Raw genomic sequence first — 19,766 nt, forward strand, 5'->3', positions numbered from 1 at the left:
GCTGAACGAAAGGTGTTCGGTATTACAAGCTACTGTGCCGGAGGGATCCCGTTCTGCGGAGGTGCGACGGCGGTTCCCTGGTAGGCGGCGACGGCTCCGTCACCGTCGTCGGTCTGGTACGGAGTGCCGAAATAGGTGGCTTTGCCCCCGGTGAGCTTGGTGAGCTGTTCCCCGGCGTACCCCGAATGATCTTTGTCCGAGAAGCGCACCGGCACCAGCCCAGGCCCGGTGAATCCGCCCTTCGCCACGGCGGCGAGCAGCTTGTCGCGGGTGAGGTCCTTGCCCGCGGCCTGCAGCGACTGGACGAACAGGTAGGCCACCGACATGCCGTACACCACGTTGTTGTCGAATTCGGCGTTGGCGTTGTACTGGCTGTTGACCTTCTTGTAGAGCTGGATCCACGGGTTCGCGTCGTCCGTCGCGAGCGGCAGGTAGTTCGCCGCCACCACGCCCTCGAGCAGCGGCGCGCCGGCCGCGCCCAGCGTCTTGGCCAGGGTGGTCGGGTCGGAGCCGACGTTGCTGACCACGAACTGCGGCTTGAACCCGATCTTCGCGGCGGTGCCGATCGACAGCGCGGTGAAGCCGGGGATCGTGGCCAGCATGACGACGTCGCAGGCGGCGGCCTTGAGCGCGCCCATCTGCGGCACGACGTTGGGGTTGCTGGTCACGTAGTTCTGCTTGGCCGCGACCGGCCCGAGGACCTTCTCGATCCCGGCCAGGCTGTCCTTGCCGAAGTCGTCGTCCTGGCCGAGGAAACAGACCTTCTTGCCCGGGTACGTCTCTTTGACGTACGTCGCCAGGATCTTGCCCTCGACCGTGTAGTCGGGGTTGAAGCCGAACGTGCCCGGATACTTGTCCGGCTGGTTCCAGGTGCGGCTGCCGCTGGCCACGAAGAGGTCCGGCACCCGGTTGGTCTTGAGGAAGTCGAGCACGCCGGTGTGCGTCGGCGTGCCGAGCCCGTTCAGGATCGCGAACACCTTGTCCTGCAGGACGAGCTGCCGGACGACCTGCTGGGTGTTGGCCGGGTTGTAGCCGTCATCCATGATCTTGTAAGTGATCTTGCGGCCGTTGACGCCGCCGTTCGCGTTGACGAAGTCGAAGTAGGCCTTGGTGGCCGGCGCGATCGACGAATAACCGGCCGCGGCCGGGCCGGTCAGCGGCATGTGCGTGCCGACCGTGATCTCGGTGTCGGTCACTCCGGGGGTGTCACTGCTGCCACTGCTATTGCCACTTCCATTGCTGCAGCCGGCGGCCAGCAGCACGACGGCGAGGACGGACGCGGTTCGTTTCATTCTTGGCCTTTCTGCTTTTTCCTTTTGATGGAGAGAGAAGCCAGACCGCCGGGAGCGGCCAGCATGACGACGACAAGGACGACGCCGAAGAAGGTGAGTGCGAGGTTTCCCTCCAGCCGTTGCGAGCCCGCGTTCTCGGCGATCGACGTCGCTACCGACGGCAGCGCGACCAGCAGGAACGCCCCGATCAGCGCGCCGGTCAGCCGGCCGAGGCCGCCGATCACGATGGCCATCAGCAGGAACAGCGAAAGCGTCAGCGGGAAAGCGCCGGGCGAAACGCTTTGGGCAAGCACGGCGAAAAGGGCGCCGGCCAGACCGGCGCAGGCCGCGGAGACGACAAAGGCCAACACTTGCGTACGCGCAACGCCGACTCCCGCGAGTTTGGCGGCGGTTTCGTCGTCCCGGACGGCGCGCAGATCACGACCGAAACGACCCCGGATGAGGTACGCGAGAATCAGCACCGTCAACAGAGCGGCCGTCCAGCAGAGCCACGCCTGCCACTGCTCGACCGTGATCGTGCCGGGCGGCGGTTCGAGGGCGACGGTCAGGCCCTGATCGCTGTTGAACGTCTCATCGAACGTGCTCGCCACCGACGGGACCACGACCGCGACCGCCAGGGTGAGCCCGGCCAGATAGGGGCCACGTAATCGGGCCGCCGCCAGGCCGATCACCGCGCCGACCGCGGTGGTGACCACGATCGCCCCGAGGATGCCGACGATCAGCAGGTTGACGTGGTTCTGCAGGATCGCCAGTGTGTAGGCGCCGGTGGCCATGAGGGCGCCGTGCCCGAGCGAGAGCTGACCGTTGAGTCCGGTGAGGATGGTCAGCCCGGCGGTGACGCAGAGGTAGGCGCCGATGGTCGCCAGCTGGTAGTTCCGGAATGGCGGCAGGGTGTAGGTGAGGATGGCGATCAGGGCCGCCGCCGGGAGGACGACCAGTAATGGACTTCTTTTCTTGATTGCTGTCCGATTTTTCGTGACTTCTGCGGGCTTGGTGGTCGTGGTCATGCGGTCCTCGCCTTCGCGCTCGAGAACAGGCCGCCGGGCCGGCCCAGCAGGACGACCACGAGCAGGATCAGGACCGCCATCGGGGCGACCGTGGCGCCCAGGTAGCCGCCCACATAGGCCAGCAGCAGGCCGACCACCAGGCCGCCGACCACCGCGCCGACCGGGCTGTCCAGGCCACCGACCACCGCGGCCGTGAACGCCGAGATGAACAGCAGATCCATCGCGTTCGGGTGCAGGCCCAGCTCGGTCGGGACGACCAGCATCCCGGCCAGCGAACCGACGCCCGCGGCCAGCGCCCAGCCCAGAGTCAGCATGCCGCCGACCGGCACGCCCAGCAGGCGCGAGACGTCCGGGGCGAACGCGGCCGCACGCATGCGCAGCCCCGTCGGCGTACGGGTGAATAGAAGCGTGAGCAGGACGACCACCGCGCCCACCGCGGCGAACACGAACAGGTCGTAGCGGGACAGCAGAGCCACTCCGCCGATCTGGAACGCGTCCCGGCTGAACGGCGGCTGGACCGGGCGGAACTCGTTGCCGTAGATCATCCCGAGCACGCCCTGGATGATCAGCACCAGCCCGAGGGCCACGACCACCCCGTTCAGCGGTGACGAATGATCGACGAAACGCATCACCACCCGCTCGACCGCGGCCCCCAGCAGCAGCCCGCCGACGACCGCGACCACGAACCCCAGCCAGTACGAGCCGGTCGCGTTGGTCACCGAATAGCCCGCGTACGCGGTGGCGACCGCCATCGCGCCCTGGGCGAAGTTGACGATCCGGGCGGCCCGCCAGATCAGCACCAGGGCCAGCGCGAACGCCGCATAGATCGCGCCCCGGCTGAGCCCGTCGCCGGTCAGGTAGAGGAACCGGTCCACTTTCTTCTCCCCTCAGAACCCGAGGTAGGCGTGCCGGAGGTCGGCGTCGCCGGCCAGCGCCGCCGCGTTGTTGCGGGTGACGACCCGGCCCAGCGACAGGACCAGGCCGACGTCCGCCACCGAGAGCGCGCTGCGCACGTTCTGCTCGACCAGCAACACGGCCAGACCGGTGCGATCCCGCAGGTCACGCAGCAGCCCCATGATCTGGGCGGTGATCTTCGGAGCGAGCCCCAGCGACGGCTCGTCAAGTAACAGCAGCCGCGGCTCGGCGGCCAGCGCACGCCCGATCGCCAGCATCTGCCGCTCCCCGCCGGACAGTTGGTGACCGAGATGCCGCCGCCGCTGCGCCAGCGCCGGGAACAGGTCGTAGATCCCGTCCAGCGCCGGCTTCTGCTTCCGCCACAACCCGCCGAGCTGCAGGTTTTCGTCGACGGTCAGCTCCGTGACCACGCCGCGCCCCTCCGGGACATGCGCGATCCCGTGCCGCACCATCCGCTCGACCTTGACCCCACGCAGGTCGACCCCGTCGAACACGACCTGCCCCTGCTGGCTCTTGAGCTGCCCGCAGAGCGTCCGCAACAGCGTCGTCTTGCCGGCGCCGTTGGCCCCCAGCACCGCGACGATCTCCTTGCTCCGCACCGAAAAGCTCACCTCATGAAGCACCGGCGCCGCCCCGTATCCCGCCGTGAGCCCGTCAACCGCGAGAAGCACGTCGCCAGTCGCGCTCGGCCGGTCGCTCCCGGTCGTGCTCGGATGGCGGTTGTTTGTCGCGTTTGCGTGGCCGTCGCTGCCGCTCATGCGGCCGTTCCCAGGTAGGCCTCGGTGACCTTCTCGTTGCCGCGGATCTCACCCGGAGAGCCGAGGGCGATCGGTTTGCCGAAATCGAGCACCAGGATCTCGTCGCAGACCGACATGACCAGGTCCATGTGGTGCTCGACCAGCAGCACGGTCGTCTCGATCGTGCGGATCAGCTCGGCCAGCCAGTCGATCTCTTCGCCGTCGAGCCCGCCCGCCGGCTCGTCCAGCATCAGAATGCGGGGCCGCGAGGCGAGGGCCCGGGCCAGCTCGACCCGCTTGCGCGTCGCATAGGGAAGCGATGCCGGGTACGCGTTCGCGAACTCACCGACCCCGCATCGATCCAAGGCCTCGTGAGCCTCCTCCGACGTCGGTCGGTGGTCGCGAATCCCGACAAGAATGTTGTCCAGCACGGTCATGCCGTCGAACTGGCCGACCCCTTGCAGCGTGCGCGCGATGCCGTGCCGGCTGAGGTGATGCGGTCGCGGTTTGAACGGTTTGCCGTCCAGCGTGATCGCCCCACTCTGCGGCGCGGCGAACCCGCAGATCACATTGAAGAGCGTCGTCTTGCCGGCGCCGTTGGGCCCGATCACTCCGACGACACGCCCTGGCGGCACGCGCAGCGAGACATCGTCGAGAGCAACCAGCCCACCGAAGCGAACCGTTATGTGATGAAGGGAAAGGCCCTGCTCAGCGGGCGTTGACATGGTCACCTCATGATCGGACCGGTGGACGTCCTGAGTGGAGGGAATGAAGGTCAACTATTTACACTGGGAGTGTAACTTTCCAGGCCGCCGAGTCAACCTCATCGTTACTAGTCCGTAACTCCGCCCGACAGGCAGCCCAAAACGCCCCTGGCGCAAGGCGCCGCCAGGGGGTGGTCTCTTCGCTTTCAGGCCACGTTGATCGGGCGGAACTGGACGCTGATGCGTGGGCCCACCGGTTTCGCGGTCTTGAGGATGGCGTGCTCCCAGGTGCGCTGGCAGGAGCCGCCCATCACGATCAGGTCGCCGTGGCCCAAGGGGAAACGCAGTGTGTCGTGGCCGCCCGCGCGCGGGCGCAAGGAGAGCTGCCGCGGGGAGCCCAGCGACAGAATGGCGACCATGGTGTCGTGGCGGGCCGAGCGCCCGAGCGTGTCGCCATGCCAGGCGACGCTGTCGCGGCCGTCGCGGTAGAGGCACATGCCGGCGGTGACGAACTCCTCGCCCAGCTCGTCGGCGTAATGGGCGGAGAGCGCGGCTTTCGCCGCGGTCAGCGTGGGGTGCGGCAGCTGCTCGTCGCCGCCGAACCAGCGCAGCAGCCGCGGGACGTCGACGACGTTGTCATACATCTGGCGTCGGTCCGCACGCCAGTCGATGCCGAGCAGCGTCTCGAAGACCTCGTCGGAGCCCTGCATCCAGCCGGGCAGCACGTCGACCCAGGCCCCGGCGGTCAGCCGATGCCGGACGAGCCGACCCGCAAGCGGCTCCAGCGCGGGCGTCGGCCCGGCCACGAGATCGAGCATTGACGGCTGGTAGTTGCTGGTCACTTCGCCATGTTAGTACATCCGTGCTATTGCGTGGGTTTCCGTGAGCGCTCGGTGTTGTGCCGCGATGGCGGTGCGGGCCGCGGTTCTGCTTACAGTGAGTCCGAGATCACTGCCTCAGAGTGTTGATCTATGCACGATGGGGGCCGGATTCCTGAAGATCAACACGGCCGGGTGGGCCGTAGGCGCGGGCGTGATGGCGGTAGGACGGCATGAACAGGCGGCAGCGGTGCTGCCTGAACTTCCGCGGCGGGAGCCGTACCGGACGTGGCCTGGTGGTCTGATCGTGTTGGCGATCATCGTCGCGTATGTGTCGGTGTGGATCGTCGCGGACAACGAGATCGCGCCCGACGTGCGGCCGGTTACGGCCGGTTCGGTGCTGCAGGTCGGCCCGGCGGTGAGTTTCGTGCCGCAGGACGGCTGGTACATCGACGTCACCGATTCCAGCTCGGACGGCTCGACCGCGTCGACGACGCTGGCTGGCGGCGGGGCCACGTTCTTGATCCGGGTGTCACCGTGGGCGGGGACTCTGGCGCAGGAAGTGTCCCGGCAGAAGAAGACCAGTGACGCGTTCACCGAAGCCCGGTTCCTGAGTGACGACGCGACGTTCGACGCGTCCGGCGGGCTGCGCGGGGTCACGTTCAGCTTCGTCAACCAGGGCAACCAGGGCCGCATGTGGATCTCCGTCGATCAACAGACCGGTCGGGCCGTGCTCGTGGTCGGACGTGCTCTGAGTTCGTCGTTCACTTCCGCGCTGCCCGATTTCCAGGACATGGTCGACAGCATCCGGACGGAGCAGGCATGAGCACGATCGACACCGCTTCGGAGCGGGTGCGCGGCCCGGTCGGGGTGGACGGGTTCTTCCAGCCGCGACGGTTCGCGTTCTGGCTGCTCATGGTGTTGCTGGTCAACGGAGTGTTCACCGTCGCCACACTGATCTACAACGGTTCGCGGGTGGTGCCCACGACGGTGTTCCTCGGTGTGATCGTCTGGGCTCTCTACACGATCATCCCGTTGTGGTTCTTCCATCAGCGGCTGGATCTGTTCGCTCAGCATCCGCCGCTGGGGTTCGTGCTGGCGTTCGCCTGGGGCGGCTTCGGCGCCATCTACCTGGCGGCCCCGACCAACACCGCGTTCATCTCCGTGCTGGCCAAGACCGTCAGTCCCACTTTCTCCGAGAAGTGGGGTGCGGCGATCGTCGGTCCGAGCACCGAGGAGACCCTCAAGATCCTCGGTGTGATTCTGCTGATCCTGATCGCACGCACCCAGTTCCGCACCATCCTGTCGGTGGTCAGCGTCGGCGCTCTGGTCGGTCTGGGTTTCCAGGTCATCGAGGACTTCAGCTACACCCTGAATGTCGGACTGGCCTACCCGGGCCCGGACCAGATCGGCCCGGTCTGGCAGATGCTGCTGGTCCGCGGCGTGCTGTCCGGGATCTGGAGCCACGCGATGTTCACCTCGATCGCCGCGTTCGGCGTCGGCTACTTCGTTTCCCGCCCGCGCAAGCCGTTCGGGCTGCGCCTGGGCGTCGCCGTCGGCAGCTTCGTGCTGGCCTGGGCGTTCCACTTCTTCTGGAACTCGCCGATCCTGGCGCCGACCAACATCTTCACCATTCCGATGCGCGGTGTGCCGCTGGTGCTGCTCGGCGCTCTGCTGTGGTGGCTGGCCGGTCGCGAGGAAGCCGGGAACCTCGTCGCGATCGCCGACCACTACGTCGGGCACGACCTGATCAGCGTTGACGAGCAGCGCGCCCTCGCGTCGCTGCACTACCGCCGTGAGCTCCGCCGCCAGGCCCGCAAACAGCACGGGCGAAAGGCGGCACGGCTCTACCGCGAGTTGCAACGCAAACAACTACGCCTCGTCATGCACTACGGCGAGACCGGACCCGGCCCCCGCGCAGACCAGGACGCCCTCGAAGTTCGCATCCTGCGCGACCGATACGACACCATCGTGGCCGGCCACCCCGCCACGAAACCGGAGCCGGCCCCGGACAGCGCAGGAAGCTGACCAAGGAAGTTGGTGCCCCCTGAAGAGCCCCCAGTCCTCCTTCAGAGGGCTGGGCTGCCCGCGGTCTCCGGGCCGCAGATCGTGACCGCGGGCTCATCGGCCGGCTCGATGTCAGCGGGGGCGGGTGGCTGTGGCCGCAGGACGGACACTGCGACGATGGCCGCCGCGATTCCGCCCACCACGCCGACCATGGCGGTGAACGACAGGGCGTCCACAAAGGCGTTCTTGGCGAGTTGGGCGAGGGCCGCGTCGCCGGTCTGCGCCGCGATCTGCAGGGCGTCGCCGATCGACGCACGCGCCTGCTCGACCACGCCGGACGGCATCGACGCCCGGTAGGCGGTCGCCAGCACGCTGCCGAGCACTGCCACGCTCAACGCCGCGCCGACCTGCTGCACGGTGTCGTTAACCGCCGAGCCGACCCCGGCCCGCTCCTTCGGCAGCGCGCCGAGCAGGGTGCCGACCGCGGCCGGACTGGCGACACCGCTGCCTGCGCCCATGACCACCATCGCGATGGCCAGGCGCAGGAAGCTGTCGTCCGGCTGGAGCGAGGCGATCACTCCGAAACCGGCCGCCATGAGCAGCAGCCCGGCCGCTAGTGCGGCGCGGGCGCCGAACTTCTTGTCGACGACCACGCCGACGCCGTTGCAGATCATCGTGGTGACGATCATCGGAATGAACGCCAGGCCGGCTTTCGCCGGGGTGAACCCCAGGACGAACTGCAGATATTGCGTGAGGGCGAGCAGCATGCCACCGGCCGAGAAGGACAACAGCACGAGCGAGAGGCTGGCGCCGGCGAAGTTGCGATTGCGGAACAGGCTCAGCGGCAGCATCGGCTCGGCAACCCGCCGCTCCCAGAGGGCGAACGCGATCAGCCCGATCGCGGCGATGACGAACCCGCCCACGGTCTGCGCGGAGGACCAGCCCTCCTGGGCCGAGTTGATGACGCCCCAGACCAGCGCTGTCGTGCCGACCATCGAGAGCAGCGCGCCGATCAGGTCGGGCCGGCTCGCCGGGCCGCGCGACTCCGGGATGATCGCCAGCGCCGCCACGACGCCCAGCGCGGCGACCGGGATGTTCATCAGGAAGACCGAGCCCCACCAGAAGTGCTCCAGCAGCAGGCCGCCGGCGGTCGGGCCACCCAGTGCGCCGAGCAGCAGCACCGACGTCCAGATGGCGATGGCCTTCTTGCGCTCCTCGTCGTCGAAGACGGTGGTGAGGATCGAGAGTGTGCCGGGCATGAGGAACGCGGCGCCGACGCCCATCAGGCCGCGAACCGCGATCAGCTGGCCCGGCGTCCGGCAGAGGGTGGCCAGGATCGACGCGCCGCCGAAGATGACCAGGCCGATGACCAGACCGCGGCGCCGGCCGTGCCGATCGGAGAGGCTGCCGGAGGTCAGCAGCAGGCCGGCGAACACCAGGATGTACGAGTCGATGATCCACTGGATGTCGGACGAGCTGGCGCCCAGGTCGCGGATGAGCGCCGGGATGGCGATGTTCAGAACCATGTTGTCGATCACGACGACCAACAGGCTCAGGCAGAGCACGCCGAGGATCAACCATCGGCGCGGATTGCGATCAACCATTGCCAACCCCTTGAAGATGTTGCCTCTAGAGCGAAGCATCGCACGCTGTTCGAGTGACTCGCACACCGTACCATCGAAGTCGCACGTTGTTCGACCCTCGATAGACTGACCCTATGGCGGAGTTCTTTTTCGACTCGGTGTGGCTGCGCCCACCGTCGCGCAAGCGGGCAGGTCAGCCCACACTTGACCGCGACCAGATCGTCCGGGCCGCGCTGGAGCTGCTCGACGCCGAGGGCCTGGCGGGCCTGAGCATGCGACGCCTCGGCACCAGCCTCGGCGCTGGCGCTACTTCGCTCTACTGGCACGTGGCGAACAAGGACGACCTGCTCGAGCTGGTCGTCGACCAGGTCCTGGGCGAGATCTACATTCCCGAGCCCGGCGACACCCACTGGCGGATGGCCCTGTCCGTGATGGCCAACGGCATGCGCACCGCTCTGCTGCGCCACTCGTGGGTGATCAGCCTGCTCGGCACCAAGCCCACCCTCGGGCCCAACGCGATGCGCATGGGTGAGCGGAGCCTGGCGTTGCTCACCGGCGCCGGCTTCAGTGGGCTGGAGGTGTCGCACGTCAGCTCGATGATCAACGCGCACGCGCTCGGTTCGGCCACCACGCAGGCCGCACTCGTGATGGCCACCAAGCGATCCGGCATGCCGGTCACGAAGATGGCCGAGCAGCTGGAGCCGCTGATCGACAAGATCGCCGCCGACCACCCGCAATATGACCAGTGGCGCAAGGAGAATGTGGTCATCGACGACCCGGAGCGGATGTGGAACGACGCCTTCGCCTTCGGCCTCGAAAGATTGCTCGACGGACTGGAAGCCTGGAAGACGGCCGGAAAACCAGCTTGACCCGACCCCGAGGGTATGGGTTTAGCTTCTCGAACCATGACGCAGACGCTCGCCGGTGACTTCGACTACGACAGGCACGGCCAGGGATACGCACGCCGCCGACGTCCCGACCCGCGCATCGCCGCCCGCATCCACGAAGCGCTGGGCGATGCCCGGACGGTCCTGAATGTCGGTGCCGGTGCCGGGTCCTACGAGCCGGCCGACCGCTATGTCCTGGCCGTCGAACCGTCCGCCGCCATGCGCGCCCAGCGCCCGGCCGACGCCGCGCCCGCGCTCGACGCCACCGCCGAGCGATTGCCGTTCGACGACAGCGCGTTCGACGCGGTGATGGCGACCGTGACCGTGCACCAGTGGCTCGACCCCGCCCGCGGCCTGGCGGAGATGCGCCGGGTGGCGCGTGGCCCAGTCGTCGTGCTCACCTTCGACGGCGACGAGTTGGAGCGACTCTGGCTGGCGGACTATGTGCCCGAGCTGATCAGCGCGGAACGCCGACGCTATCCGAAGATCTCGGCGATAACGGAATCGATCGGCCCCGACACCGAGGTCATCGAGGTGCCGATTCCGGTCGACTGCGTCGACGGCTTCACCGAGGCCTTTTACGCCCGCCCCGATGCCTTCCTCGACGAGCGGGTGCGCGCCGCCCAGTCGGCGTGGGGTTTCGTCGACGCCGAGGCGACCGTCCGGGCCGTCGAGCGGCTGCGGGCCGACCTGGCCTCCGGCAAGTGGGATCAGGTGTACGGGCATCTGCGCGCCCAGCCCGAATTCCTCGGTTCGCTGCGCCTGCTGGTGGGCCGGTCATGACCCGTACCCTCCTGCGTGGTCTGCCGGTTTTGCCGGGCAGTTGCCGCCGTCGACCCGCAGGCCGCCGCGGCCCGGCCCGGCCGGCAAGGGTGCGATCGACGCGGCCGCGCTCACTTTCTACTGGCCGCAGTTGGGCCGGCAGGTCCGGGTCCGCGGGCTGGGGGCGACCCTGACCGCCTGCATGTACGGCTCCGCTACACACGGGGCGGCGGAGGTTGGAGCAGGAATTTGTTGTGGCCATGACGAGGAGCACTGCATGCGGGTGGGGGAGCTGGCCCGGCGCACCGGCACGACGATCCGGGCGCTGCGTTATTACGAGCAGGCGGGCCTCGTCGTGCCGGAGCGGCTCGGCAACGGCTACCGGGAGTACGCGCCGATCGCCGTCCGCCTGGTGCAGCAGATTCGGGAACTGACCGCGCTCGGCCTCAGCGTCGAGGAGACCCGGCCGTTCGTCGAGAGCCTGGCCGAGGGGCGGGACGCGGATGTGTGCCCGGCCGCGGTCGCCACCTACCGCAGCGCGATCGACGGACTGCAGGAACGGATCGGCCGGCTCACCGCGCAGCGCGACAACCTGCACGAACGCCTTGACGCCGCGGCCGGCCGGGTGCGCCCACCGGCCGGTGGGCGAGGCAGTGCCGACCCGGCCGAGCTGATTGGCGTACGGATGCCGAGCCTGGATTTCTTCGCCACCGACGGAAACCGGGTCGACCTCGCCGCTCTCGGCCCGGGGCGCAGCATCGTCTTCGTCTATCCGCTCACCGGGCGGCCCGGTGTCGATCTGCCCGGCAGCCTGCTGGAGATTCCCGGCACGCGCGGCTCGACCGAGCAGGCGTCGTGGTTCCGCGACCAGCACTCGGAGTTGAAGGGAGCCGGCGCCGCCCGCGTCTATGGTCTGTCCGCCCAGTCCACCGGCTATCAGCGGGAACTCGTGCACCGGTTGCGTCTGCCGTACCCGTTGCTGCCCGACCCGCGGATGGCCCTGGCGGCCGCGCTCGGCCTGCCCACCTTCGGGGCCGGCGGCATGGTGCTCTACCGGAGGTTGACGCTGGTCATCCGCGATGACGTGATCGAACACGTCTTCCACCCGATCGCGGTGCCCGCCATGCACGCCCTCGAGGTGTTGCAGTGGCTCGCCAAGATCCGGTGAGGTGGGCCGCCGAAGCCGGCGACCCACCCGAGGTGATCAGTCCTTGGCCGGCGGGTCGTAGTTGAGCTGGCCGGGCGGGAGCGGGAACTCCTGGTCGTCGCCGAACGGCGACGGGCCGCCCTGCTGCGGGAGGGCCAGCTCGGCGACGTCCATCCTGCCGTCGTCGCGGACCGCCGCAGCTTCGGCCCGGCGAGCGCTGGTGAACGGCGTGCCCTGGGTGTGCACGGACGGGGCCGAACTCGCGGTCGCCGCGGGCGCCGCCGCGTGCACCGCCGCGTGCACCGGCTCCTCCAGCTCGTCGCGCCGGAAGATCTTGCGACCCAGCCAGACCAGCGGGTCGTAGCGGCGGTCGACGACGCGCTCCTTCATCGGGATGATCGCGTTGTCAGTGATCTTGATGTGCTCGGGGCAGACCTCGGTGCAGCACTTGGTGATGTTGCAATACCCCAGACCCTGCTTGGCCTGTGCATACTCCTTGCGGTCCTCGAGCGCGTCGAGCGGGTGCATGTCGAGCTCGGCCGCCCGGATGAAGAAGCGCGGCCCGGAGAAGGCCGTCTTGTTCTCTTCGTGGTCGCGGACCACGTGGCAGGTGTCCTGGCAGAGGAAACACTCGATGCACTTGCGGAACTCCTGCGAGCGCTCCACATCGACCTGCTGCATGCGGTATTCGCCCGGGGCCACCCCGGCCGGCGGCGCGAACGCGGGGGTCTCGCGCGCCTTCTCGTAGTTGAAGGAGACGTCGGTGACCAGGTCGCGGATGACCGGGAAGGCCCGCAGCGGCGTGATCGTGACGGTCTCGTCCTCCTCGAAGGTGGACATCCGGGTCATGCAGCCCAGTTTCGGCTTGCCGTTGATCTCCATCGAGCAGGAGCCGCACTTGCCGGCCTTGCAGTTCCAACGACAGGCCAGGTCGGGCGTCTGGGTGGCCTGCAGCCGATGGATGATGTCGAGCACGACCTCGCCCTCGTTGACCTCGACGTCGTAGTCCTGGATGTCGCCGCCCGACTCGTCGCCGCGCCAGACGCGGAAGTGGCGCTCGGTGCCCATTACTTCGCCTCCTTGCTGGTCTCGGCCAGCGCGTCGAAATCGGTCATCTCATCGTCGGTCATGTATTTCGACAGCTCGACGCGGTCGAACAGGGAGATCAGCTCGCCGCGCATCTTCGGCAGCGGCTTGCGCTCCAGGTGCACGTCGCCGGAGTCGTCGAGCGAGCAGACCAGGTTGACCTTCCGCCACTGCGGGTTCATCCCGGGGAAGTCCTCCCGGGTGTGACCGCCGCGCGACTCCTCCCGCTCCAGCGCTGCCTTGGCCGTGCACTCCGAGACGACCAGCATGTTGCGCAGGTCGATCGCGAGGTGCCAGCCCGGGTTGTAGCGCCGGCCGCCGGCGGCGCCGACGTTCGCCACCCGCAGCTTGAGCTCCTGCAGCCGCTTGAGCGCGTCGGTCAGCTCGCCGGCCCGGCGGATGATGCCGACCAGGTCGCCCATCACCGCCTGCAGGTCCTGCTGCAACGTGTACGGGTTTTCCCCGCTCTGCCGGTTGAGCGGCGCGAGCGCCACATCCAGCGCGGCCTCGACGTCGGCGGTGGCGACCTTGGGCCGCTTGGCCAGCGCGTCCACATAGGCCGACGCGTGCTCGCCCGCCCGCTTGCCGAAGACCAGCAGGTCGGACAGCGAGTTGCCGCCGAGCCGGTTGGAGCCGTGCATGCCGCCGGACACCTCGCCCGCCGCGAACAGGCCGGTCACCGTGCCGGACGCGGCCGCCGAGTCGGGGTCGACCTCGACGCCACCCATCACGTAGTGACAGGTCGGGCCGACCTCCATCGCCTGCTTCGTGATGTCGACGTCGGCCAGCTCCTTGAACTGGTGGTACATCGACGGCAGGCGCTTGGTGATCACCTCGGCCGGCATCCGGGTGGAGACGTCGAGATAAACGCCGCCGGCCGGGGTGCCGCGCCCCTCCTTGACCTCGTTGTTGATCGCGCGGGCGACCTCATCGCGGGGGAGCAGCTCGGGCGGGCGGCGGTTGTTTTCCGGATCCGTGTACCACCGGTCGGCTTCCTCCTCGGTGTCCGCGTACTGCTTGCGGAACACGTCGGGGACGTAGTTGAACATGAACCGCTTGCCGTCGGAATTGCGCAGCACTCCGCCGTCGCCCCGGACCGACTCGGTGACCAGGATGCCCTTGACGCTGGGCGGCCAGACCATGCCGGTCGGGTGGAACTGGAGGAACTCCATGTTGATCAGCGTGGCGCCGGCCCGGAGGGCAAGCGCGTGGCCGTCGCCGGTGTATTCCCAGCTGTTCGACGTGACCTTGTAACTGCGGCCGACGCCGCCGGTCGCGAGCACCACGGCCGGCGCCTCGAGCAGCAGGAACTCGCCGGACTCGCGGTAGTAGCCGAACGCGCCGGCCACCTGGTCGCCGTCGAGCAGCAGCTCGGTGATCGTGGTCTCGGCGAAGACCTTGATCTTCGAGTCGTAGCTGCCGGTGGCCGCGAAGTCTTCCTGCTGCAACGAGACGATCTTCTGCTGCAGGGTGCGGATCAGCTCGAGGCCGGTGCGGTCGCCGACGTGGGCGAGACGCGGGTACTCGTGGCCGCCGAAGTTGCGCTGCGAGATCTTGCCGTCCTTGGTGCGGTCGAACAGCGCACCGTAGGTCTCCAGCTCCCAGATCCGCTCCGGCGCCTCCTTGGCGTGCAGCTCGGCCATCCGGAAGTTGTTCAGGAACTTGCCGCCGCGCATGGTGTCGCGGAAGTGCACCATCCAGTTGTCTTTGGAGTTCACGTTGCCCATGGCAGCCGCCGCGCCGCCCTCGGCCATCACCGTGTGCGCCTTGCCGAACAGCGACTTCGAGATGATTGCCGTGCGCTTGCCGGCGAGCCGGGCCTCGATCGCCGCGCGGAGGCCGGCGCCGCCGGCGCCGATCACGACGACGTCATAGTGGTGTCGTTCGATTCGGGTTGTCATCGTCTCGCTCCTCAGCCCACGAACCGCAGGTCGGAGAACCAGCCGGCCTCGAGCGCCATGACGTAGAAGTCGGTGAACGCGAGCGTGCCCAGCGTGATCCAGGCCAGCATCATGTGCCGGGCGTTCAGCTTGGACACGAGGACCCAGAACCGATAGCGCAGCGGGTGCTTGGAGAAATGCTTGAGCCGGCCGCCGACGATGTGCCGGCAGGAGTGGCAGGACAGCGTGTAGGCCCAGAGCATCACGACGTTGCCGAGCAGCACGATGTTGCCGAGACCGAAGCCGAACCCGCTCGGGCTGTGGAACGCCCGGATCGCGTCCCACGTGTTGATCAGCGAGATGATCCCGGCGGCGTAGAACGCGTACCGGTGGATGTTCTGGAAGATCAGCGGGAAACGGGTCTCACCGCTGTATTTCTGGTGCGCGTCGGGCACGGCGCAGGCCGGCGGCGACAGCCAGAAGGCCCGGTAATAGGCCTTGCGGTAGTAATAGCAAGTCAGGCGGAAGAGCAGCAGAAACGGCAGAGTGAACGCCGCCTCGGGGATCAGCCAGAACTTGGGCAGCGGCGTGCCGAACTCGGCCGCCCCCTCCACACACCTGTCGGTGATGCACGGTGAGTAGAACGGCGTGAGGTAGTGGAAATCCTCGACGTAATACCACTTGTGCATGAAGACGCGGACGGTCGCATAGGTGACCCAAGCCGCTAAACCAACGAAGGTGACGAGTGGGGGGAACCACCATCGGTCGGTACGCAACGTCTTCGCCGCGATCGCTGCGCGTGCGCGACCAGCCCCCGGCGTCGTTGCCGTCGTCGTCATTCGATCTCCCTGACGTGCCTGTCATATGACCCGGCTGTTAACGGGCAAAGCCCTCCAGCCGCCATGCGTCCGTGATGTGTGGCACACGTTACGCCGGGGGTCAGACAGTTTGCGGATCAGGGAGGTTGTATAGGTCACAAAATTGAGCCCCGCTCACGTCGACCTGCGCAAAGAGGGTAGTGGATCTTGCGGTCAGAGCTCCGGCGCGGCCAACCGGCGGACCGATCCGGCGCACGGCGCCGGCAACCATCGGGCGAGCTGGTCGGTCACGGCAAGGCCGTCGGAGGTCCGCGGAGCGACATAGAAAGCGGGTGTACGGGATTTAGCCTGCCGATCCAGCGCGTCCGCGAACACCGAGCGCGCGTCCAGCAGCTGCCGCCACGCGTCCTGGTCCCGCTGACTGTCCAATTGGTCGAGATAAAGGCGAAGTGCCGCGTTCTCGTCGCGGATCGCGGTGGCCCGCGCCGCCGGCCCGCTGGTCGCGCCGGGCGGGATCAGCCGGTTGAGCCGCCGCTCCAGGTCGAGGCAGTCGGTCTCCCGCAGCGCCCGCGCCTCGCGCGCGTCCGCGGCCCGGTCCCGGGCCCCGTCGACCGCCGAGACGATGGAGAGCGCCCCCGCACACAGCGCCACCACGACGATGGCGGCGGCCACCGCGATCCCGATCAGGAACCAGCGCCGTCGGCGCCGCTGCCGCTCGTCGAGCGGCCCGTCCGCGACCGGCCCAAGCCGGATCCGCCGCCGTCGCGTGCCCGAGCCACCATCGCCCTGGTCGGGCAAAGATTCGTTCGAGGGCGTCCCGCCCAGCCCGGCCTCGGCCTCCGCCCCTGCCGTCACTGCCCCGCCGGTCCCGCCTTCCGCAGCCCGGCGCCGCGCCCGGCCCGGTGACCGCCGCCCGGCCGGCCCGACCCAGTCGTCCGCGTCGCCCGCCCGCGCCGAAGTTCCCAACGCCGGTTCGGCTGCGGACGACGCCGGTTCGGCTGCGGACGACGCCGGTTCGGCTGCGGACGCGTCGGTTGCCGGCGGCCCGGCCTCGCCGGCCGCAGCGGCCCGCTCGCCCGACTCCGGCTCCGTGGTCGGGAAACGGCTGGTCGGGGCGTCGTCGGGATCCGGCTCGCGAGGGGTATCGCTCACCGGCCCAGTGAAGCACGCCGGTCAATGCGCCGGGAGCCCCGCGCGGGCTCCCGGCGCGCCGGTCAACCGGAGGCGTTGCCGGTCAGGTTCCAGCTGGCCAGGTGCAGCGCCGGCGCCGCGAATCGGACGCCGGAATAGCTGTCCGGCAGCAGGACCGTCTCGCTGCCGATGCCGCGCACCGCCCCGATGCCCAGCGCCTGCGGGTAGGACTGGGTGAACCGCATGTTGCTCACCGCCGCGGTCACCTCGCCGTCCTCCACCAGCCACACGCCGTTGCGGGTCAGGCCGGTGATGACCAGGCTCTTCTGGTCGAGAACGCGGGTGTACCAAAAGTCGGTGATGAGCAGACCGCGCTCCATCCGCGCCACCAGCGGCCGGGCCGTCTCGGCGGTCGGGCCGCCCGGGTCGGCGGACAGCACCGGCTCGGTCGCGGCCGGCGCCGCCTCCAGACGCAGATGGGTGGGCATCGGGCCCCACGTGCGGGAGGCCCCGGAGCCGTGCCCGGTCGACTCGGTGCCCACCTCGGCCGCCGACCGCCGGTCGTGTGCCACCGCCTTGGTCACCCCGTCGCGGACCAGCACCAGCGACTCCCGCGGCGTGCCCTCGACGTCGAACGGCAGGCCCGGTGCGGGCTCGCCGCGGCTGCCGAGCGGATCGTCCACGATGGTCACCGACGGGTCGAACTGCTCGGCTCCCAGCTCGGCGAAGGACTGCTGCTGGGCGAACGTCTTGCCGTTGAACCCGAAGTACGAGAAGTTGGCCAGGATGTCGGCGACCGCCTCCGGCTCGAGCACCACCTCGTAGCGGCCGGGCGGCAGCTCGACCGGGCGCTCACCGGCCCGCGCCTTGGCCGCGGCCCGGGCGCCCAGCACCGATCCGTCCAGGTCGGCGAGCCGGCCGGCGGCCAGCCGGGCCACCCCGTCGGAGCCGTTGAGCCGGGCGATGCCGTCCATCGCGGCCTCCGCCGTGCGGCCCTCGACGGACTGACCGGCGCTGTTGGCGAACGCGGCCGAGCAGTAGACCGTGCGGCAGAAGCCGGCCGTCTCGAGGCCGCCGGCGGCGCGGACGAAGTCGCGCACCCGGGCCGCCCGCTCGGCCGGGTCGGCCCGCGCGGTCGCCTCGTCGAAGCCGAAGTCGAGCCCGGAGCGCTCGCCGGAGCCGTGGTAACCCGCCGAGTGGTGCAGGGGCGTCGGCGGGGTCAGGCCGGGCCAGGTCGCATCGGCCGGGCTGACCTGGACCGCCCGGATCGTGCGGTCGACCAGTGTCGTCAGCCCGTCGGGGGTGGTCAGCGTGGTGGAGGCGCCGGCCGTGCGGCCGTTGAGGTGCAGCCGCAGCCGCACCGATGTGGTTGCCTCGGCCACATTTTGGTGGATGGCCGAGTTGGCGAACCGGGTCAGTGCCTCGGCGTCGTGCTGCACCATGACCTCGGCCTCGGCGGCCGGGCCGGCGGCCGCGCGGACCAGCTCGAGCACCCGGGCGGCCAGTTCGAGTTCGGCGCCCGTGCGGGCGATGTCGATGCTCATCCGCGGACCCCCATGCGTACGTTGGTGAAGCGAGCCGGCGCCGCCGAATGCGCGGTGTGCCCGACCTGGCCGGGCTGACCCTTGCCGCAGTTCGGGATGCCCCAGGGCACGATCTCGGACGAGAGCATGTCCATCGACTGCCAGAACTTCGGGCCGATGCCGGTGTAGGTCGGGTTGCGCAGCATGCGGCCGCGTTTGCCGTTCTTGATCTCGTAACCGATCTCGCAGCCGAACTGGAAGTTGAGCCGCCGGTCGTCGATCGACCAGGACCGGTTGGTTTCCATGTAGATGCCGTCGTCGGTGGCCGCGATGATCTCGTCGAGGGTGTGTGGCCCGGCTTCGAGACCCACGTTGGTCATCCGGACCATCGGCAGCCGCGCCCAGCCGTCGGAGCGGACACTGCCGCCGTAATCGAGGCCGGCGACCGCGGCCGAGTCGCGCCCGGCGAGCACGCCAACCCAGATGCCGTCGCGGACCGCGTCGCGCTTGGTGGCCGGGGTGCCCTCGTCGTCGTAGCCGAAGCTGCCCAGCGCGCCCGGGATGGTCGGGTCGATGGTGATGTTCATCAGCTCGGAGCCGTATCGCAGCGAGCCGAGTTTTTCCAGGTCGAGCCAGCTGGTGCCGGCGAACGCGGCCTCCCAGCCGAGGATGCGGTCGAGCTCGATGGCGTGTCCGACCGACTCGTGGATCTGCAGCGCCAACTGGTCGGCGCCGAGAATCAGGTTGGTCTCGCCGGACGGGCAGAGCGGCGCGGTCACCAGCGCGCGTGCCTCCTCGGCGATTCGCGGCGCGTTGCCCACCAGGTCGAGCTCGTCGATCAGCTCCCAGCCGCGTGTGCCGTATTGCTGACCATAAGAGCGGCGCTGCACCTCGCCGTCGCCGAGAACGCTGGCGGTCACGCCGCCGCCGCACTCGCGGATGTGCTGGTCGATGCGGTGGCCGTCACTGGAGACGAACCACTTGCGGGTGTCCCAGATCCCGTAGTGGGCCTCGGCCTGGTCGGCGCCCGCCTCCTTGGCGGCGGCGGTGGCCCGCACCATCAGGTCGCCCTTGTCGGCGAGCGGCACCCCCAGCGGGTCGATACGGCAGTCACTGGCCCAGCTGCCCGCGCCCGCGCCGGCCGGCACCAGGTCGATCGGCGGGCCCGGCACGGTGGCGCTGGCCGCCGCGATCTGCGCGGCCCGCCGCCCGGCGGCCCGGGCGGCCGAGTCGGACAGGTCGGGCACCGCATAGAAGCCCCAGCTCGACCCGACCAGCGCCCGGACACCGAGGCCGGCACTCTCGTCGGAACTGAGATCCTCGACATCCCCGTTGCGGGCGCTCATCGATTCGGTGCGACGCAGCATGATCCGCGCGTCGGCATAACGCGCCCCGGCGTCGAGTGCGGCCTGCACCGCCGAGTACGCCTCATCGAAGTGGCTCATGCACCGACCCTAGGGGACCGGTAC

Annotated in this window: 19 protein-coding genes; 6 read left to right on the forward strand and 13 right to left on the reverse strand. The window is 69.1% G+C overall.

Features of this window, described 5'->3' with window-relative positions; all coding sequences use genetic code 11:
* Positions 1–29: 29 nt before the first annotated feature.
* The 6 genes from AB0E90_RS11655 to AB0E90_RS11680 form a co-directional block, all read right to left on the reverse strand.
* A complete protein-coding gene (locus AB0E90_RS11655) occupies positions 30–1,292 on the reverse strand; it encodes an ABC transporter substrate-binding protein (protein ID WP_360402877.1) in 1,263 nt (420 codons plus the stop codon).
* Positions 1,289–2,299 carry a branched-chain amino acid ABC transporter permease gene (locus AB0E90_RS11660; RefSeq protein WP_360402879.1) on the reverse strand — a complete coding sequence of 337 codons (1,011 nt, stop codon included), beginning with the start codon at positions 2,297–2,299 and terminating at the stop codon, positions 1,289–1,291. Before AB0E90_RS11660 ends, AB0E90_RS11655 begins: the two co-directional genes overlap by 4 nt.
* Entirely contained in the window at positions 2,296–3,174 is an 879-nt protein-coding gene (locus tag AB0E90_RS11665) for a branched-chain amino acid ABC transporter permease (protein WP_360402881.1), read from the reverse strand. The genes AB0E90_RS11660 and AB0E90_RS11665 overlap by 4 nt, the downstream gene beginning before the upstream one ends.
* Positions 3,175–3,186: 12 nt before the next feature.
* Positions 3,187–3,885: an ABC transporter ATP-binding protein gene (locus AB0E90_RS11670; protein ID WP_360402883.1), complete on the reverse strand. Its 699-nt coding sequence runs from the start codon at positions 3,883–3,885 to the stop codon at positions 3,187–3,189.
* 83 nt (positions 3,886–3,968) lie between these two features.
* Positions 3,969–4,676 carry an ABC transporter ATP-binding protein gene (locus tag AB0E90_RS11675; protein ID WP_360402885.1) on the reverse strand — a complete coding sequence of 236 codons (708 nt, stop codon included), beginning with the start codon at positions 4,674–4,676 and terminating at the stop codon, positions 3,969–3,971.
* 185 nt (positions 4,677–4,861) lie between these two features.
* Positions 4,862–5,497, reverse strand: a complete 636-nt coding sequence (locus AB0E90_RS11680) for an alpha-ketoglutarate-dependent dioxygenase AlkB (protein WP_360402887.1) — start codon at positions 5,495–5,497, stop codon at positions 4,862–4,864.
* 283 nt (positions 5,498–5,780) lie between these two features.
* Between AB0E90_RS11680 and AB0E90_RS11685 the strand changes: the two genes are divergently transcribed.
* Entirely contained in the window at positions 5,781–6,299 is a 519-nt protein-coding gene (locus tag AB0E90_RS11685) for a hypothetical protein (RefSeq protein WP_360402889.1), read from the forward strand.
* On the forward strand, positions 6,296–7,501 hold the full coding sequence (locus AB0E90_RS11690; RefSeq protein ID WP_360402891.1) for a PrsW family intramembrane metalloprotease: 1,206 nt from the start codon (positions 6,296–6,298) through the stop codon (positions 7,499–7,501). Before AB0E90_RS11685 ends, AB0E90_RS11690 begins: the two co-directional genes overlap by 4 nt.
* 41 nt (positions 7,502–7,542) lie before the next feature.
* Here AB0E90_RS11690 and AB0E90_RS11695 read toward each other — a convergent pair whose 3' ends face one another.
* The gene (locus tag AB0E90_RS11695) at positions 7,543–9,084 is read right to left on the reverse strand and encodes an MFS transporter (RefSeq protein WP_360402893.1); all 1,542 of its coding nucleotides are present in this window, start codon (positions 9,082–9,084) and stop codon (positions 7,543–7,545) included.
* A gap of 113 nt (positions 9,085–9,197) precedes the next feature.
* On the opposite strand from AB0E90_RS11695, the gene AB0E90_RS11700 reads away from it, so the two are divergent.
* Genes AB0E90_RS11700 through AB0E90_RS11715 form a run of 4 tightly spaced genes read left to right on the forward strand, consistent with a single transcriptional unit; the run spans position 9,198 to position 11,880 of the window.
* Complete coding sequence (locus AB0E90_RS11700) at positions 9,198–9,932, forward strand: TetR/AcrR family transcriptional regulator C-terminal domain-containing protein (RefSeq protein ID WP_360402895.1); 735 nt, start codon at positions 9,198–9,200, stop codon at positions 9,930–9,932.
* A 36-nt stretch (positions 9,933–9,968) separates the two neighbouring features.
* Positions 9,969–10,733: a methyltransferase domain-containing protein gene (locus tag AB0E90_RS11705; protein WP_360402897.1), complete on the forward strand. Its 765-nt coding sequence runs from the start codon at positions 9,969–9,971 to the stop codon at positions 10,731–10,733.
* 15 nt (positions 10,734–10,748) lie between these two features.
* Positions 10,749–10,976 (forward strand): pyridoxine 5'-phosphate oxidase C-terminal domain-containing protein, encoded by a 228-nt coding sequence (locus AB0E90_RS11710; protein WP_360402899.1) that lies wholly within the window; start codon positions 10,749–10,751, stop codon positions 10,974–10,976.
* 13 nt (positions 10,977–10,989) lie between these two features.
* Complete coding sequence (locus AB0E90_RS11715; protein WP_360402901.1) at positions 10,990–11,880, forward strand: MerR family transcriptional regulator; 891 nt, start codon at positions 10,990–10,992, stop codon at positions 11,878–11,880.
* Between the two features lie 36 nt (positions 11,881–11,916).
* On the opposite strand, the gene AB0E90_RS11720 is transcribed toward AB0E90_RS11715, so the two are convergent.
* The 6 genes from AB0E90_RS11720 to AB0E90_RS11745 form a co-directional block, all read right to left on the reverse strand.
* Complete coding sequence (locus AB0E90_RS11720; RefSeq protein ID WP_360402903.1) at positions 11,917–12,927, reverse strand: succinate dehydrogenase/fumarate reductase iron-sulfur subunit; 1,011 nt, start codon at positions 12,925–12,927, stop codon at positions 11,917–11,919.
* Positions 12,927–14,846 (reverse strand): fumarate reductase/succinate dehydrogenase flavoprotein subunit, encoded by a 1,920-nt coding sequence (locus tag AB0E90_RS11725; RefSeq protein ID WP_360402905.1) that lies wholly within the window; start codon positions 14,844–14,846, stop codon positions 12,927–12,929. The genes AB0E90_RS11720 and AB0E90_RS11725 overlap by 1 nt, the downstream gene beginning before the upstream one ends.
* A gap of 11 nt (positions 14,847–14,857) precedes the next feature.
* Entirely contained in the window at positions 14,858–15,664 is an 807-nt protein-coding gene (locus AB0E90_RS11730) for a hypothetical protein (RefSeq protein WP_360402907.1), read from the reverse strand.
* A 192-nt stretch (positions 15,665–15,856) separates the two neighbouring features.
* Complete coding sequence (locus tag AB0E90_RS11735) at positions 15,857–16,795, reverse strand: hypothetical protein (RefSeq protein WP_360402909.1); 939 nt, start codon at positions 16,793–16,795, stop codon at positions 15,857–15,859.
* 62 nt (positions 16,796–16,857) lie between these two features.
* Entirely contained in the window at positions 16,858–18,318 is a 1,461-nt protein-coding gene (locus AB0E90_RS11740) for a metallopeptidase TldD-related protein (protein WP_360402911.1), read from the reverse strand.
* Complete coding sequence (locus tag AB0E90_RS11745; RefSeq protein WP_360402913.1) at positions 18,315–19,742, reverse strand: TldD/PmbA family protein; 1,428 nt, start codon at positions 19,740–19,742, stop codon at positions 18,315–18,317. The genes AB0E90_RS11740 and AB0E90_RS11745 overlap by 4 nt, the downstream gene beginning before the upstream one ends.
* Positions 19,743–19,766 lie beyond the last annotated feature (24 nt).

The organism is Actinoplanes sp. NPDC026619, from assembly GCF_040638295.1.
In the GTDB taxonomy this organism is placed as follows: domain Bacteria; phylum Actinomycetota; class Actinomycetes; order Mycobacteriales; family Micromonosporaceae; genus Actinoplanes.